Annotated in this window: 15 protein-coding genes and 1 pseudogene; 12 read left to right on the forward strand and 4 right to left on the reverse strand. The window is 57.7% G+C overall.

Annotation, left to right across the window (positions count from 1 at the left end):
• Nucleotides 1–12: 12 nt before the first annotated feature.
• From VGK14_RS05435 to VGK14_RS05465, 7 genes are all read left to right on the forward strand, one after another.
• Entirely contained in the window at nt 13–132 is a 120-nt protein-coding gene (locus tag VGK14_RS05435; RefSeq protein WP_331507937.1) for a DNA-binding protein, read from the forward strand.
• Between the two features lie 39 nt (nt 133–171).
• Nucleotides 172–453: a hypothetical protein gene (locus VGK14_RS05440; protein ID WP_331507923.1), complete on the forward strand. Its 282-nt coding sequence runs from the start codon at nt 172–174 to the stop codon at nt 451–453.
• A 170-nt stretch (nt 454–623) separates the two neighbouring features.
• A complete protein-coding gene (locus tag VGK14_RS05445) occupies nt 624–887 on the forward strand; it encodes a BrnT family toxin (RefSeq protein WP_331507924.1) in 264 nt (87 codons plus the stop codon).
• Nucleotides 877–1,128 carry a type II toxin-antitoxin system BrnA family antitoxin gene (gene brnA / locus VGK14_RS05450; protein WP_331507925.1) on the forward strand — a complete coding sequence of 84 codons (252 nt, stop codon included), beginning with the start codon at nt 877–879 and terminating at the stop codon, nt 1,126–1,128. Before VGK14_RS05445 ends, brnA begins: the two co-directional genes overlap by 11 nt.
• A gap of 536 nt (nt 1,129–1,664) precedes the next feature.
• Nucleotides 1,665–2,486, forward strand: a complete 822-nt coding sequence (locus tag VGK14_RS05455; RefSeq protein ID WP_331507926.1) for an NYN domain-containing protein — start codon at nt 1,665–1,667, stop codon at nt 2,484–2,486.
• Between the two features lie 123 nt (nt 2,487–2,609).
• A complete protein-coding gene (locus tag VGK14_RS05460; protein WP_331507927.1) occupies nt 2,610–6,446 on the forward strand; it encodes a YhdP family protein in 3,837 nt (1,278 codons plus the stop codon).
• Nucleotides 6,447–6,523: 77 nt separating this feature from the next.
• The gene (locus VGK14_RS05465) at nt 6,524–7,390 is read left to right on the forward strand and encodes a carbon-nitrogen hydrolase family protein (protein ID WP_331507928.1); all 867 of its coding nucleotides are present in this window, start codon (nt 6,524–6,526) and stop codon (nt 7,388–7,390) included.
• An 87-nt stretch (nt 7,391–7,477) separates the two neighbouring features.
• Here VGK14_RS05465 and VGK14_RS05470 read toward each other — a convergent pair whose 3' ends face one another.
• From VGK14_RS05470 to VGK14_RS05485, 4 genes are all read right to left on the reverse strand, one after another.
• Complete coding sequence (locus VGK14_RS05470; RefSeq protein ID WP_331507929.1) at nt 7,478–8,545, reverse strand: sulfate ABC transporter ATP-binding protein; 1,068 nt, start codon at nt 8,543–8,545, stop codon at nt 7,478–7,480.
• Between the two features lie 12 nt (nt 8,546–8,557).
• Entirely contained in the window at nt 8,558–9,439 is an 882-nt protein-coding gene (cysW, locus tag VGK14_RS05475; protein ID WP_331507930.1) for a sulfate ABC transporter permease subunit CysW, read from the reverse strand.
• An 8-nt stretch (nt 9,440–9,447) separates the two neighbouring features.
• Complete coding sequence (gene cysT / locus VGK14_RS05480; RefSeq protein WP_331507931.1) at nt 9,448–10,284, reverse strand: sulfate ABC transporter permease subunit CysT; 837 nt, start codon at nt 10,282–10,284, stop codon at nt 9,448–9,450.
• Nucleotides 10,285–10,439: 155 nt separating this feature from the next.
• A complete protein-coding gene (locus VGK14_RS05485; RefSeq protein WP_331507932.1) occupies nt 10,440–11,291 on the reverse strand; it encodes an EAL domain-containing protein in 852 nt (283 codons plus the stop codon).
• Between the two features lie 338 nt (nt 11,292–11,629).
• Here VGK14_RS05485 and VGK14_RS05490 point away from each other — a divergent pair, with 338 nt between their 5' ends.
• The 5 genes and pseudogenes from VGK14_RS05490 to VGK14_RS05510 all read left to right on the forward strand — a co-directional run.
• Nucleotides 11,630–12,046, forward strand: coding sequence for a DUF2147 domain-containing protein (locus tag VGK14_RS05490; protein WP_331507933.1), 417 nt, complete (start codon nt 11,630–11,632; stop codon nt 12,044–12,046).
• Between the two features lie 46 nt (nt 12,047–12,092).
• Nucleotides 12,093–12,809 carry a PfkB family carbohydrate kinase gene (locus VGK14_RS05495; protein ID WP_331507934.1) on the forward strand — a complete coding sequence of 239 codons (717 nt, stop codon included), beginning with the start codon at nt 12,093–12,095 and terminating at the stop codon, nt 12,807–12,809.
• The gene (locus VGK14_RS05500; RefSeq protein ID WP_331507935.1) at nt 12,737–12,982 is read left to right on the forward strand and encodes a PfkB family carbohydrate kinase; all 246 of its coding nucleotides are present in this window, start codon (nt 12,737–12,739) and stop codon (nt 12,980–12,982) included. Before VGK14_RS05495 ends, VGK14_RS05500 begins: the two co-directional genes overlap by 73 nt.
• Nucleotides 12,970–13,293, forward strand: coding sequence for a hypothetical protein (locus tag VGK14_RS05505; RefSeq protein WP_331507936.1), 324 nt, complete (start codon nt 12,970–12,972; stop codon nt 13,291–13,293). The genes VGK14_RS05500 and VGK14_RS05505 overlap by 13 nt, the downstream gene beginning before the upstream one ends.
• Nucleotides 13,294–13,424: 131 nt before the next feature.
• Nucleotides 13,425–13,517 (forward strand): annotated as a pseudogene (locus VGK14_RS05510) (IS1595 family transposase); the annotation flags it as partial.

The raw sequence follows: 13,517 nt of genomic DNA on the forward strand, positions 1-13,517 counted from the left end.
CGCGATGCCGGATTGTCTCGCGAAAGTCTTTACAAAGCGCTCTCCGGTGATCGTAGCCCTGGATTCGACACCATCCTTAAAGTCATCGGGGCACTTGGGCTGAAGTTGCATGCCGAAGCTGGTCACGGCTGACGAGGTGCCCAACTTGAACGTTAGGCTTCCCACCGTCCAATGAGCAAAGTCCTCGAAGCACTCACCAAGTACACCAGCGTCCTATCGCGTTCTGCTGAGTCCACCAACTACGCAGATGACCGCCCCATCTATACCAAGCACCTAGCAGAGGCAGCTCGGTTCTTTGTGCTCGCGCACGAAGGTCGAATCCCCGAATTGGTCGCCTTGGTTCATGATGAGAGGCGACCCTACGGCTGGGGCTATCTCTCGGGCGACGTTGGCGCTCAGGCAGAATCAGCCTTTAATGATTTCGCAACTTTCATTGAGTCATTGTCAGCCTGACCCTCCGCTCAAGTCGGACCCCGCCTGCATTGCCTTTCCTTCTCTCTCAGCATCTCGCTATCTCGGCTCCGCTCGTCGCCTCGGTACAGGCGTGGCCGCTTAGCTTCATTCGTTAGAGCACATCATCCAGCCCCTTGATTCTCACCCAATAAAGGTATATTTTCTATACCATGATAACTTTCGAGTTTGACGAGGCAAAAAGTCGGGCCAATCTTCTGAAACACGGCATCAACTTTGTTGACGCTCAAGCATTATGGGATGACCCAAGATTACTGGAGATTCCTGCAAAAACAGAAGATGAACCTCGATACCTCATGATAGGGTTGATTAACGGCAAACACTGGTCCGCCGTTATCACCTACAGAGGTGCAAATGTCCGGCTTATTTCCGTTCGTCGCTCACGCATCGAGGAGGTAGCACTGTATGAAAGCTAAAGACTTTGAACAGCAGTTTGACGAAGATGTTGATATTACCGCTTCGCTGGATTTGTCAAAGGCAAAACGCGTACTGCAAGAGCAAAAACGCGTCAATGTCGATTTTCCAACGTGGATGATTGAATCTCTTGACCGGGAAGCTGGAAAGCTTGGTGTAACCAGGCAATCCATCATTAAGGTGTGGCTTGCCGAACGCCTCGAAAAAATTGCTCTAACCCATCAGTCAAGCGGGACGCGCTAATGCGCGCCCTTATGTCAAACGTTAGGCTGGCCTATGAGCCCAAGCATTTATAAAGCTAGTTTGGAAAATTTTGCTCATATTCAGGCGTTAATTGACGGAAAGGAGGCGTGGCACGATAAAATCACCACATTGAACAGCTGAATTTGACCTGACAGTTACTTCCGTCAAACCGGGTAACTGTCAGATCGGGGCGCGACTACTACTTTGCTTTGTGTTGCCTAGCCATCAATCGTGGCTTCGCCGGGACGCTGCGTGACCAACCGAGGCCCAACCAATCATTCGAGCGGACCTGTGCGAAAAGCCGCGTAGGCGCCTCAACTCCACGTTAGGGTTCGCCATTCATTCATTTGTTGGGTTAGCTTAATTCTGGCAAGCAAAATAAGGTAACCCGCCTGTCGGGCGAGGCCAATGGCTTCATATCAAACGGACCATCCAGGTCGAGGCTTGCATCAACCTCCAATATCATTAAGAATGCATTTCCATCCCTGAACGCATTCAGGTCATTTCAGCAAGCGGCACCAACCAAGGAGCCTCCCATGGCAGGCCAACCCGAAATTTCCAACATGGCCTTGTTCTGCGATTTCGAGAACATTGCGCTGGGCGTGCGCGACGCCAGATACGCCCAGTTCGATATCAAGAAAGTGCTGGAGCGCCTGCTGCTGAAAGGCAGCATTGTGGTCAAGAAAGCGTATTGCGACTGGGAGCGCTACAAGGAATTCAAGGCGACCATGCACGAGGCGGCTTTCGAACTGATCGAAATTCCGCATGTGCGCCAGTCCGGCAAGAACTCGGCAGACATCCGCATGGTGGTCGATGCGCTCGACCTGTGCTATACCAAATCCCACGTCGATGCCTTCGTCATCATCAGCGGCGACTCGGACTTTTCGCCGCTGGTTTCCAAGCTGCGCGAGAACAACAAATACGTGATCGGCATCGGCGTCAAGGATTCGACCTCGGATCTCCTCAGCGCCAACTGTGACGAATTCATTTTTTACGACGACCTGGTGCGCGCGCAGGAAGCCAAGCAGAAACGCAACACCAAAAAGACCCCAGCAAAAGAGCCTGCCAGCCAGAAGAAACCGGCAAAAACCGAGGACGACAAACGCCAGGACGCGCTGGATTTCATCGTCGAAACCGTCGAGGCGCTGATCGAGGAGCGCGGCTCGGATGAAAAGATCTGGGGCTCCATGGTCAAGACCACGATGCAGCGGCGCAGGCCGGGGTTCACCGAATCCTATTACGGCTACCGCTCGTTCAAGGAGCTGGTGGAAGACGCGCAGAAACGTGGCCTGCTGATCGTGGTGCGCGACGAGAAATCCGGGCAGTACACGATCAGGCTTTCGGCATCGGACGAATAGCGGCCGGAATCGATTTCCGCCTTTGTGCACCCGCAGTCTTTATGTGCGTTAAGCACTGAAGCTATCCACTTAAAAACCGACTAGCGTGGCGCCGCCGCGCCCTTCGGCGTAAAATCGCAGGCGATGGTAAAAAAATCCCTGGTCTGGCTCTACAGCGTCACCACTTTTTTGTTGTGGGCTGTGATTATCGTGGTGGCGAGCGTCGTGCTGGCGCTGCGCTATTACGTCCTGCCTCACGCCAAAGATTACCACGACGACATCGCCCGATATGTCAGCCAGGCTGTCGGGCAGCGCGTCGTCATCGGCGACATCAGAGCCGGGTGGGCGGGCCTCAATCCCTATTTCGACCTGTACAAGATCGATCTTTATGACGCGCAGGGACGCCCTGCCCTGAGCCTGGACCATGTCGAGACCAGCCTGTCGTGGTTCAGCCTGATACTGGGCGAGCCGCGCCTGGCGGATCTGGAGATACACCAGCCCAGCCTGATGATACGGCGCGCCGCGGACGGCACCGTGTTCATCGCCGGCATTTCCCTCAATGAGCCGGGCGAATCCGATTTTCCCAACTGGCTGCTGCGTCAATCCAGCATCCGCGTGGACAACGCCACCGTAGTATGGCAGGACGACCTGCGCAAAGCCCCGCCGCTGGCGCTCAACAGGCTCAGCCTGAGCATCTCCAGCCCGCCCTGGGAAGCGCTGCTCGGCCATCATCGGTTCGGCCTGCGCGCCACTCCTTCTGCGGGCTCCTCCGCGCCGATAGACCTGCGCGGCAATGTGTGGGGCAGGAACGTGGACAATATCCAGGAATGGCACGGTACGCTGTACGCCAGGATGGAAGGCACGGATATCGCCGCATGGAGCAACTGGGTCGATTATCCGGTCGATCTGGTGGAAGGCTTGGGCGCCACGCAATTCTGGCTGGATTTCGCCGATGGCCATACCAGCAACATCACCGCCGACCTGCTGTTTGCCAATGTGCGTACGCGCCTGGGCGACAATATGCCGGTCGCGATGCTGCAGACCCTGTCCGGCAGAATGGCCTGGCGCCGCCTCGACGACGGCCATGAACTGCGCGGCGACAACATCAAGCTGTCTGCGGCGAACGGCTTCAACATGAAGCAGGGCCGGTTGCGCCTCGAGAGCCGCATGCGCAACGGCAAGGAAGCGATGGAAGGCGAGGTATCGCTGGACGAAGTCGGCCTGGAGCAGTTTGCCGCGTTCGCCGCCAATCTGCCGCTGGGCAAGGAACTGCAGGATCAGTTAACCAGTTTTGCTCCCAAAGGGCGGCTGGAAAACACCAAATTCACCTGGCAGGGCGACCGCAGCGCGATCCGGCAATACAGTCTGCGCAGCCATTTTGCCGGGCTGGGCATCAGCCCCATGCGCGGCATCCCCGGTTTCAGCGGCCTGAGCGGCGACCTGACGGCAACCGAATCCGGCGGCAATCTCACCATTGCCGCGAAAAATGCCCAGCTGAATTTGAAAGATGCGCTGCGCTGGCCGATTCCCGCCGACAAGCTGGACGGCCATGTCGGATGGAAGACCGGCAATGGCGTTACCGAGGTCCAGGTCAGCGACCTGGCGATTGCCAGCCAGCACCTGAGCGGCAAGCTCAACGCCAGCTATCGCTATGACGGCAAGAAAGGCGGCTACCTCGACCTCAACGGCAAGTTCGGCAACGCCGATGGCAAATACGCGCCGTTCTATTACCCGCTGATTCTCGGCAAGGACACGCTGGACTGGCTGGATCGCTCTATCCTCAAGGCTCACGGCGAGGACATCAATATCGTCATCAAAGGCTATCTGGACGACTTTCCCTACCGGGATAACAGGAGCGGCGAATTCAAGGTCAGCGCCCGCATCACCGACGGCGTGCTGGACTATGCGGAAGACTGGCCGAAAATTGACGACCTTCAGCTCGACATACTGTTTCATGGCGACCGCATGGATCTTACCGTCGAGCAGGGACGCATTTTCGGCAGCCATATCGTGCGCGGCGCCAAAGTATCGATCCCGGCATTGAATGCCGAACTGCCGGTGGTGCAGATACAGGGCGAGGTGCAGGCTTCGGCCGCCGACGCCTTGAAATTCGTCAACTCCAGCCCGGTGGCGGAAGCCATCGACCATTTCACCGACGGCATGCAGGCCGGCGGCGCTGGCCGGGTGCAGCTGGAGATCAACCTGCCGATCGACAATACCGAGCTGACCAAGGTCAAGGGCAGCTACACCGTCAACAACGGTACGTTGAGCGGAGATGCGGATTTTCCCCCGCTGGATCACATCAACGGCAAGCTGATGTTTACCGAATCCTCGCTGCGCGCGCAGAGCGTCGCTGCCAACATTTACGGCGGGCCCGGCCAGTTCAGCCTGGAAACCGGCAGCAACGGCCAGATCAAGATTACCGCCAACGGCCACATCAACGAGAATGGCCTGCGCCAGGCGTTCGATCATCCTTTGCTGCAGAAAGTGCACGGCGGCACTGATTGGAATGCCGACATTAATTTGCATGAGCATCTCACCAACATCAGCGTGCGTTCGCAACTGACCGGGTTTTCCGCCAGCCTGCCGCCGCCGTTCAGCAAAGCCGCCGCGGATAGCGTGCCGTTCAGTCTGGATATCCAGCAAAGAACTCCGGAGCAATCCGTGCTCAGCGCCAGCTATGGCAACGTAGCCAGCGCCAAGCTGCTGCGCAACGACAGCAAAGGCGTACGGACAGTGGAGCGCGGTGAAATCAATTTTGGCGGCAAGGCGGAACTCCCGGCGCAGCGCGGCATTGTCGTCAACGGCAAGCTGGCGCACCTGGACTGGGACCCGTGGAGCGATCTCATGGACAAGCTTGGCACCGGCGCCCATCAGACAGCCCCGGAGCCGGAAATCGCCGGCGCCAATCTCGACATCGGCACCCTGGATATTTTCGATCGCCGCATCAACACCGTCAGCCTTGCGGCAAAATCCACCGCCGACGGCTGGATGGCTAAACTGCAAAGCAAGGAAATCACCGGTGACGTGCGTTGGCTATCCGCCGGCAAAGGCAAGGTATTGGCGCGCCTGAAATCGCTGGCCATCCCAGGCCCGGCACCAGCGAAAATGGGCGAACCGGACGATGCCGGCAAAACTTCCGACTACCCGGCGCTGGATATCGTCGCAGAGAATTTCGAAGCCAAGGACAAGAAGCTCGGTCGCCTGGAATTGCTCGCCAACCAGCAAGGCCTGGACTGGAATATCGAGAAACTCAAGCTCAGCAATGCCGACAGCACGCTGATCCTGGACGGGGAATGGCACAGCTGGAAGCGCCGGCCCAACACCAGCCTCAACATCAACTGGGATATCGACGACCTGGGCAAGACGCTGGAGCGCTTCGGTTATCCCGACACCATCAAGGGCGGCAGCGCCACGCTTTCCGGCCAGCTCAAATGGCCGGGCAGCCCGCATGAATTCAGCCTGCCCGGCCTGAGCGGCAACCTGACGCTGGAGGCCAAACGCGGCCAGTTCCTCAAGATACAGCCCGGTGTCGGCCGCCTGCTGGGCGTACTCAGCCTGCAAGCCCTGCCGCGCCGCCTGCTGTTCGATTTTCGCGACGTGTTCAACGACGGCTTCGCGTTCGACCAGATCGGCGGCAACGTTCGAATCAGCCAGGGCGTGATGAAAAGCGATGATTTCAAAATGGAAGGCCCCGCCGCCAAAGTCGCCATCAGCGGCGAAACCAATCTTGACCGCGAAACCCTGAACCTGCACGTCAAGGTCAACCCGTCGATCAGCGACAGCCTATCGCTCGCGGCATTCGCCGGCGGACCGGCGGTGGGCGCGGCGGCATTTGTCGCACAAAAACTGCTGAAAGACCCGTTCAACAAGCTGGCTTCCTACCAATACGATATCGGCGGTACTTGGGACGATCCTCAAGAACTCAAATCCAGCGCCGAAAACAGCAGTAAGCCTGCGCCGAGCATGCCGGGGAAATAAGGCACGGTTATTGCTGCAGCCAGCATTAGCATATTGCCTTGATGTAAAACAAGAATACATTCGACTGGACTAAGAAAATGCCTATCAAATCGCGCCTGAAAACGGCAAAAGCCGCCAAGCTCCAGCCCAGTATCGGCATCGTCAAGATCGCCGGTATCCAGATGGCGTCGGGGCCGCACGTGTCCGCGAACCTGAGCGAGGCGGAACGGCTGATCGAGATTGCCGCGGCGCAGGGCGCCAAACTGATTGCCCTGCCGGAAAACTTCGCCATCATGGGCCTGAAGGATACCGACAAGGTCAAGGTGCGCGAGAAGGAAGGCAGCGGGCAGATCCAGCGCTTCCTGGCGAAAATGGCCAAGAAACACCAGGTCTGGCTGATCGGCGGCTCGGTGCCGATGGAAACGGACAGTCCGAAAAAAGTGCGTACCGCCTGCCTGGCCTTTGACCCCACCGGAAAACTTGCAGGCCGCTACGACAAGATCCACCTGTTCAACCTCGACCTGGGCAACGAACACTACCACGAGGACGACACCATCGAGGCCGGCGACAAGGTGGTGGTGCTGGATACCCCGCTAGGGCGCATCGGGCTGTCCATCTGCTACGACTTGCGCTTCCCGGAACTCTACCGGGCGATGGGCAAGGTCGACCTGATCGTGATTCCGTCGGCCTTCACCGACACCACCGGCAAGGCGCACTGGGAAACGCTGGTGCGCGCACGCGCCATCGAAAACCTGTGCTATGTGCTGGCCCCGGCGCAGGGCGGTTATCATTTGTCAGGCCGCGAAACCCACGGCAACAGCATGATCGTCGATCCATGGGGCGTGGTGCTCGACCGCCTGCCGCGCGGCTCCGGCGTGGTGATCGCCGGCATCAACCCGGCCTACCAGGCCAGCTTGCGCAAGAGCCTGCCGGCGCTCAAGCATCGCACCCTGACCAAGTGCTGACGTAGCGCAGGCGGCCTCGTCTGCATAAGCCGCCACGAGGCGGCTTTTTTCATTTCCGGAATGCAGGCGAGGCCGCCTGCGCTACGGTTATGCGGCTTGGGAAAGAAATACCTTCAACGCGCGCGGCTTGATATAGACAGTCTCGCCATCGTGCAGATCCAGTTCGCGGAAACGCTCGCGGGTCAGCTCCGCTTCGACCAGTTCGCTGTTGTCTGCGCGCTGCAGTTCCAGCCGCACCACCGGCCCGACCGGGTGAATGAAACTGACCACCGCCTTGAAAGCCGAGCCGCCATTGGCTTCGCGCTGGATGTCGATGTCATGCGGGCGGACATAAGCCAACGCCGGGGCATCTTCTGCGGCCGCATGCTCCGGCGCTTCCAGCTCTATCTCTCCGATGCGGGCAAAGCCGGCATGCACCCGGCTGTGGAACAGGTTGACGTTGCCCAGGAAATGATAGACGAACGGCGTCGCGGGGCTGTCGTAAACCTCCCCTGGAGTGCCGATCTGCTCCACGGCGCCCTTGTTCAGCACGACGATGCGATCGGCCACTTCCAGCGCCTCCTCCTGGTCATGGGTGACGAACACGCTGGTGATGTGCAGTTCGTCATGCAAATGGCGCAGCCAGCGGCGCAGGTCCTTGCGCACCTGGGCATCGAGCGCGCCGAACGGTTCATCCAGCAGCAGCACTTTAGGCTCGACAGCCAGCGCGCGTGCGAGTGCGATGCGCTGGCGCTGGCCGCCGGATAGCTGCGGCGGATAGCGGTCGGCCAGCCAATCCAGTTGCACCAGGTTGAGCAGTTCGTGCACCCGACGATGGATTTCCGCTGCATTCGGCCGCGCCTGCCTAGGCCGCACCCGCAGGCCGAAGGCGACGTTCTCGAACACCGTCATATGGCGGAACAGCGCGTAGTGCTGGAACACGAAGCCGACCTGGCGCTCGCGCACATGGCGCTCGGTGGTGTCTTCGCCGTTGAACAGCACATTGCCGGCATCCGGCGCCTCCAACCCGGCGATAATGCGCAGCAGCGTGGTCTTGCCGCAACCGGAAGGCCCCAGCAGCGCGACCAGTTCCCCCGACGGGACTTCCAGGCTGATGTCGTTCAGCGCGCTGAAATTGCCGAAATTCTTGCGGACGTTGCGAATTTCTATGCTCATGGTCACTCCTGTTTATTCCGTCACTACCACCGCCCGTGCGGCCTGCCATTCCACCAGCGTCTTCAGCGCCAGCGTTACCAGCGCCAGCAGTGCCAAGAGCGAAGCGCAGGCAAAGGCGGCAACGTAGTTGTATTCGTTATAGAGAATTTCGACATGCAGAGGCAGGGTGTTGGTCAGTCCCCTGACGTGCCCCGACACCACCGATACCGCGCCGAATTCGCCCATGGCGCGGGCGTTGGAGAGGATTACGCCGTACAGCAAACCCCATTTGACGTTAGGCAGCGTCACGCGCCAGAAGGCCTGCCAGCCGGAGGCGCCGAGCATGATCGCGGCTTCCTCCTCGTCCTTGCCCTGCGCCTGCATCAACGGGATCAACTCCCGCGCGACGAACGGGAAGGTGACGAAAATGGTCGCCAGCACGATGCCGGGCACGGCAAAGATCACCTTGATATCATGATCGTTTAACCAGCCGCCGAACCAGCCCTGCAAGCCGAAGATCAGTACATAGATCAGGCCGGCGATCACCGGCGACACCGCAAACGGCAAATCGATCAGGGTCAGCAGCACGCTTTTGCCCTTGAAATCGAACTTGGCGATGGCCCAGGCGGCGGCAACCCCGAACACCAGGTTGAGCGGCACCGCAATGGCAGCGGCGGTAAACGTCAGCTTGATCGCGGCAAGCGCATCCGCCTCGCTGAACGCTGCGAGATAAACGCGCCAGCCTTTGCGCAAGGCTTCGGTGAACACCGCAGCCAGCGGCATGAACAGAAACAGGCCGAGGAATACCAGCGCGGCTCCGATCAAGAGCCAGCGCAGCCATGCCGGTTCGGCAATCGCGCGGCTCTTGGCAACCTTCGCGGTGTAGTTATTGATAGGTAAAGCCAGCGTCGACATGTGGTCTCCTATTTGGTGCGGCGGTGGCTACCCCACCACTGCAAGCCATTGATCGCGAACAGCAGCAGGAACGAGATCACCAGCATCACCACGGCAATCGCGGTGGCGCCGCTGTAGTCGTATTGCTCCAGCTTGGTGATGATGAGTAGCGGCGTGATTTCGGACACCATCGGCATGTTGCCGGCGATAAAAATCACCGAACCGTACTCCCCGACGGCGCGCGCGAAAGCCAGCGAAAAGCCGGTCAAGAGCGCCGGCCATAACGCCGGCAGAATGACCTTGCTAAAAGTCTGCCAGCGATTGGCACCCAGGCTGGCCGCGGCCTCCTCGGCCTCGGCTTCCAGATCTTCCAGCACCGGCTGGACTGTCCGCACGACAAACGGCAGGCCGATGAACGTCAGCGCCACCACTACCCCCAACGGCGTAAACGCCACCTTGATGCCGTGCGGCTCGAGCAGGCTGCCGAGCCAGCCATTGGTTGAATAGACCGCGGTCAACGCGATGCCGGCCACCGCGGTAGGCAGCGCGAACGGCAAATCGACAAAGGCGTCGATCAGGCGCTTTCCGGGAAAGCTATAACGCACCAGCACCCAAGCCACCAGCAGGCCGAACAATGCGTTGATCAGCGCGCCCAGCAGCGACGCCCCGAAGCTCAGGCGATAGGAGGCCATCACGCGCGGCGCGGTAACCGTCGCCCAGAACGCATCCCAGCTCAGCAGGGTCGTTTTCAGGAATACCGCCGACAGCGGAATCAATACAATCAGGCTCAGGTAAAAAATGGTAAAGCCCAGCGCCGGCGTAAATCCGGGCAGCACAGTGTTGGATTTGCTTGAATTCTGTTTCATGTGTTTTGGTAAATGGTGAATGCGAGCGCCATGATAGTGGCCTTTAATTAGATTTAAAAAGAATCAATTTATATAAATTTATACTTTAAATTTATATAAAAAATGGGCGCCACGAAAGCGCCCGAGGGAGGAGATGCAAAAAATCGGAAGCGATGTCAGGCCGCTGCGCGCTCCTGCGGGCCGGCCGCCAAGTCGCGCCATGCGGAGGCGGAGGCCGGACGGCCCAGGAAATAACCTTGCAGCAACGGCGCGCCGGCATCCAGCGCAATCTGGTACTGCGTGTCGTTTTCGATGCCTTCCACCACCGCCTGTGCATCCAGCTCGGAGATAATCTCGATAAGCTTGGGCAGGATGCGCCTTACCTTGGCATTGGCTTCGGCTTCGCGGATGATGCTCAAATCCAGCTTGACGTAATCGGGAGCGACTCCCCACAAGCGGTCGAGGTTGGAATGTTTGCTGCCGAAATCGTCGATGGCGATGCGGTAGCCGCGGTCGCGATAATTGTCGATGGCCTCGCTCAACTGCCGGTCTACTTCCACTGCGCTTTCCAGAATCTCGATCACCACCTGCCGGGTCGGCACCGAATGCGCATGCAGGATGCGTTCGAATACCTTGCCGTGCGCATTGACGCTGACCAGCAGCTTGGGGTGGACGTTGAGGAACAGCAAGCCCCTGTCAGGCGGCAGATGCAGGTAATTGAGCGTATGCAGCGTCCTGGCGACGCGGTCGAACTTCACCAGCTTGCCCTGGTTGTCGGCGAAGCTGAAAGCGAAAAGCGGGCTGACCGGATCGGCCGGGCCGATTGACGGACGCAGCAAGGCTTCATAGCCCAGCGTTGCTCCCGCCCGGTCGGCATGAAAAATCGGCTGGAATGCGCTACGCAACTGCAAACCGATAAATTTGCTGACAACTTCATCCCCTTGCGCTTCGAGACCGAAATCGTCGAGATCGAGATATAGCGTCTCGCGCAGGTCTTCCCTTAGTTTCTCTATGTTTTGCAGAACCATGATGCTGAACTCCTCCTTATCCTTAGAAGTTGCCTGGCTACAGATAGATGAGATATCCATTGAATACAGCTTTCCGCCATGATCTTTGCTTTCATCCATCTGCCTCTTTGATTCAATTTTGAACGCAACTTTACTGACACCCACTGATAATAGGAAAGAATATATTTCTATAAACTTATCAATATTTCATATAAGCAACTGCCAGAGCGCTCTGTGTGTCATCAAACAGACGATGGCCATTCCTACATTCGGTCTTTTGTCCCGCTATTGCAGCCACCGCCGCCGCATCCGATAATTCGCGCATGAGAATTTTGCACAGACTGCTCGCCGTTGGCTTAATGACATTTCTGCTACTCCCATCCGCATGGGGTGGCGATTTGACGGGCTTATGGCAGGAATACGACGACGATACCGGGAAGCTCACCGCGCTGATTCGTATCCGCATGCGCCCCGACAATATTTATGAAGGTGTCGTGGAAAAAATCTTTGCCGCTGCCGCTGAAAATGCCCCAGCGCTTTGTACCCGCTGCCCGGGCGAGCGGCACAATCATCCCTTGGTTGGATTGCCTATCCTGTCCGGAATGAAGCGCAAGGACAGGATGCATTTCGAAGGCGGCGAGATTCTCGATCCGGACGACGGCAAGGTCTATCGATGCCGCATCCAGTTTACCGATGACAACGACACCATCCAGGTCACCGGCTATATCAATTTCAGCTGGATCGGGCAAGCCGAAATCTGGCGGCGCCTCAAGTAATGTTGATTCGGCCTTAAGCTTTCCGGTGGGCGACGGCGACGTGCATATGACTGGCTCGGTAGCGCTTTTTGGCGAGGTGCTGGCGGATGTATTCCCGGACCGGACCGTGCTCGGGGGCGCCCCCTTCAACGTCGCCCGGCATTTGCAGATGTTCGGATTGAACTCCATGGTGATCACGAGAACAGGCCATGACCAACTGAGGAATCAGCTGCTGGCAGAAATGGCGCGCCTCGGCATGGATGCTTCGGGAGTGCAGTGCGACTCTGAGCATCCCACCGGTCAGGTCATGGTACATATGGACGGGGCGGGACACCGCTTCGAAATCCTGCCGGATCAGGCTTACGACCATATCCATGCAGGCGACATCGTCGTTACCGCACCTCCTCCGGACATGGTTTATTTCGGCACACTGGCTCAACGATGCCCGGAATCGCGTTTCGCGCTGGATATTTTTCTCGGCAACAGCGAAAGCCCGAGGTTTCTCGACATCAATTTACGCCTGCCCTGGTACGACCTGAATACGATAGAGCGCTCCCTACTGCTTGCCGACATCCTGAAAATAAATGACGAAGAACTGTCGATTCTGGCCGGGCTGCTACATCTTTCCGGCAGCCCACAACTACATGCCGCGGCGTTGATCAGGAATTTCAATCTGGACCGCGTACTGGTCACATGCGGCGCCGGCGGTGCATGGCTGTTACCAGGGACGGCGAAGCGATACACGCACAAGGCAGGTCCGTTATTCCGCTGGCCGATACGGTAGGCGCCGGCGACGGCTTTGTTGCGGTCTATATTCTTGGAACCCTGAATCAATGGCCGGCAAATACCACGCTCAACCGCGCCAACGAATTTGCCGCCGCCATTTGCGCAATAAGAGGGACAGCCTCCGATGAAAACGACTTCTATGCCCCGTTTCTACGGGAATGGAAGCTGTAACTTCGCATATCGTTTTGCCGGAAAATCCGCTTTATATTCTGATGATCAGCATGCAGGGGCTTTCGATCAGCGCAAGGCAGAAACGTTTTGGCACATTCAGCCTGGTAAGGCTACCGACCGTACCTGATAGAGCGATAAATATCCCATTTCCGATAATGGCAACCCTCCTGGAACTGGCTGAAAATGGCCGGATGCTCAAGGAAATAATTAATCACTTCTTTATCCCAGGTCCGCACTTGCGAAGGAAGCGCATTGAGATAGAAGGACAACTCGCTGATCACTTTCTTTTTCATGTGATAACTCCAGAATAGTATGAGTACGCGCTTCAGCCCCGGAAGCCAGCGAAAGAATAGCAAGAACCATATAAAATAAAAAAGAATATAATATTATTTTTAGGGTCTTAGGAAGCAAAGCACCGATTAAGGTGTGATAACTTCCTAATATGGTTAGTAAAAACAGGTATTACCGACGTTCTAAAATCAGCGAGGCTAAATTCAGACAGCTTGTAAGGTGTTTTGCCCTGGATTTCACGGCG

This window comes from Novimethylophilus sp. (assembly GCF_036504375.1).
In the GTDB taxonomy this organism is placed as follows: domain Bacteria; phylum Pseudomonadota; class Gammaproteobacteria; order Burkholderiales; family Methylophilaceae; genus Novimethylophilus.

Coding starts and splice junctions, on each gene's coding strand:
- VGK14_RS05440 (WP_331507923.1), top strand. CDS start 172: ATGAGCAAAGTCCTCGAAGCACTCACCAAGTACACCAGCGTCCTATCG.
- VGK14_RS05445 (WP_331507924.1), top strand. CDS start 624: ATGATAACTTTCGAGTTTGACGAGGCAAAAAGTCGGGCCAATCTTCTG.
- brnA (WP_331507925.1), top strand. CDS start 877: ATGAAAGCTAAAGACTTTGAACAGCAGTTTGACGAAGATGTTGATATT.
- VGK14_RS05455 (WP_331507926.1), top strand. CDS start 1,665: ATGGCAGGCCAACCCGAAATTTCCAACATGGCCTTGTTCTGCGATTTC.
- VGK14_RS05460 (WP_331507927.1), top strand. CDS start 2,610: ATGGTAAAAAAATCCCTGGTCTGGCTCTACAGCGTCACCACTTTTTTG.
- VGK14_RS05465 (WP_331507928.1), top strand. CDS start 6,524: ATGCCTATCAAATCGCGCCTGAAAACGGCAAAAGCCGCCAAGCTCCAG.
- VGK14_RS05470 (WP_331507929.1), bottom strand. CDS start 8,545: ATGAGCATAGAAATTCGCAACGTCCGCAAGAATTTCGGCAATTTCAGC.
- cysW (WP_331507930.1), bottom strand. CDS start 9,439: ATGTCGACGCTGGCTTTACCTATCAATAACTACACCGCGAAGGTTGCC.
- cysT (WP_331507931.1), bottom strand. CDS start 10,284: ATGAAACAGAATTCAAGCAAATCCAACACTGTGCTGCCCGGATTTACG.
- VGK14_RS05485 (WP_331507932.1), bottom strand. CDS start 11,291: ATGGTTCTGCAAAACATAGAGAAACTAAGGGAAGACCTGCGCGAGACG.
- VGK14_RS05490 (WP_331507933.1), top strand. CDS start 11,630: ATGACATTTCTGCTACTCCCATCCGCATGGGGTGGCGATTTGACGGGC.
- VGK14_RS05495 (WP_331507934.1), top strand. CDS start 12,093: ATGACTGGCTCGGTAGCGCTTTTTGGCGAGGTGCTGGCGGATGTATTC.
- VGK14_RS05500 (WP_331507935.1), top strand. CDS start 12,737: ATGGCTGTTACCAGGGACGGCGAAGCGATACACGCACAAGGCAGGTCC.
- VGK14_RS05505 (WP_331507936.1), top strand. CDS start 12,970: ATGGAAGCTGTAACTTCGCATATCGTTTTGCCGGAAAATCCGCTTTAT.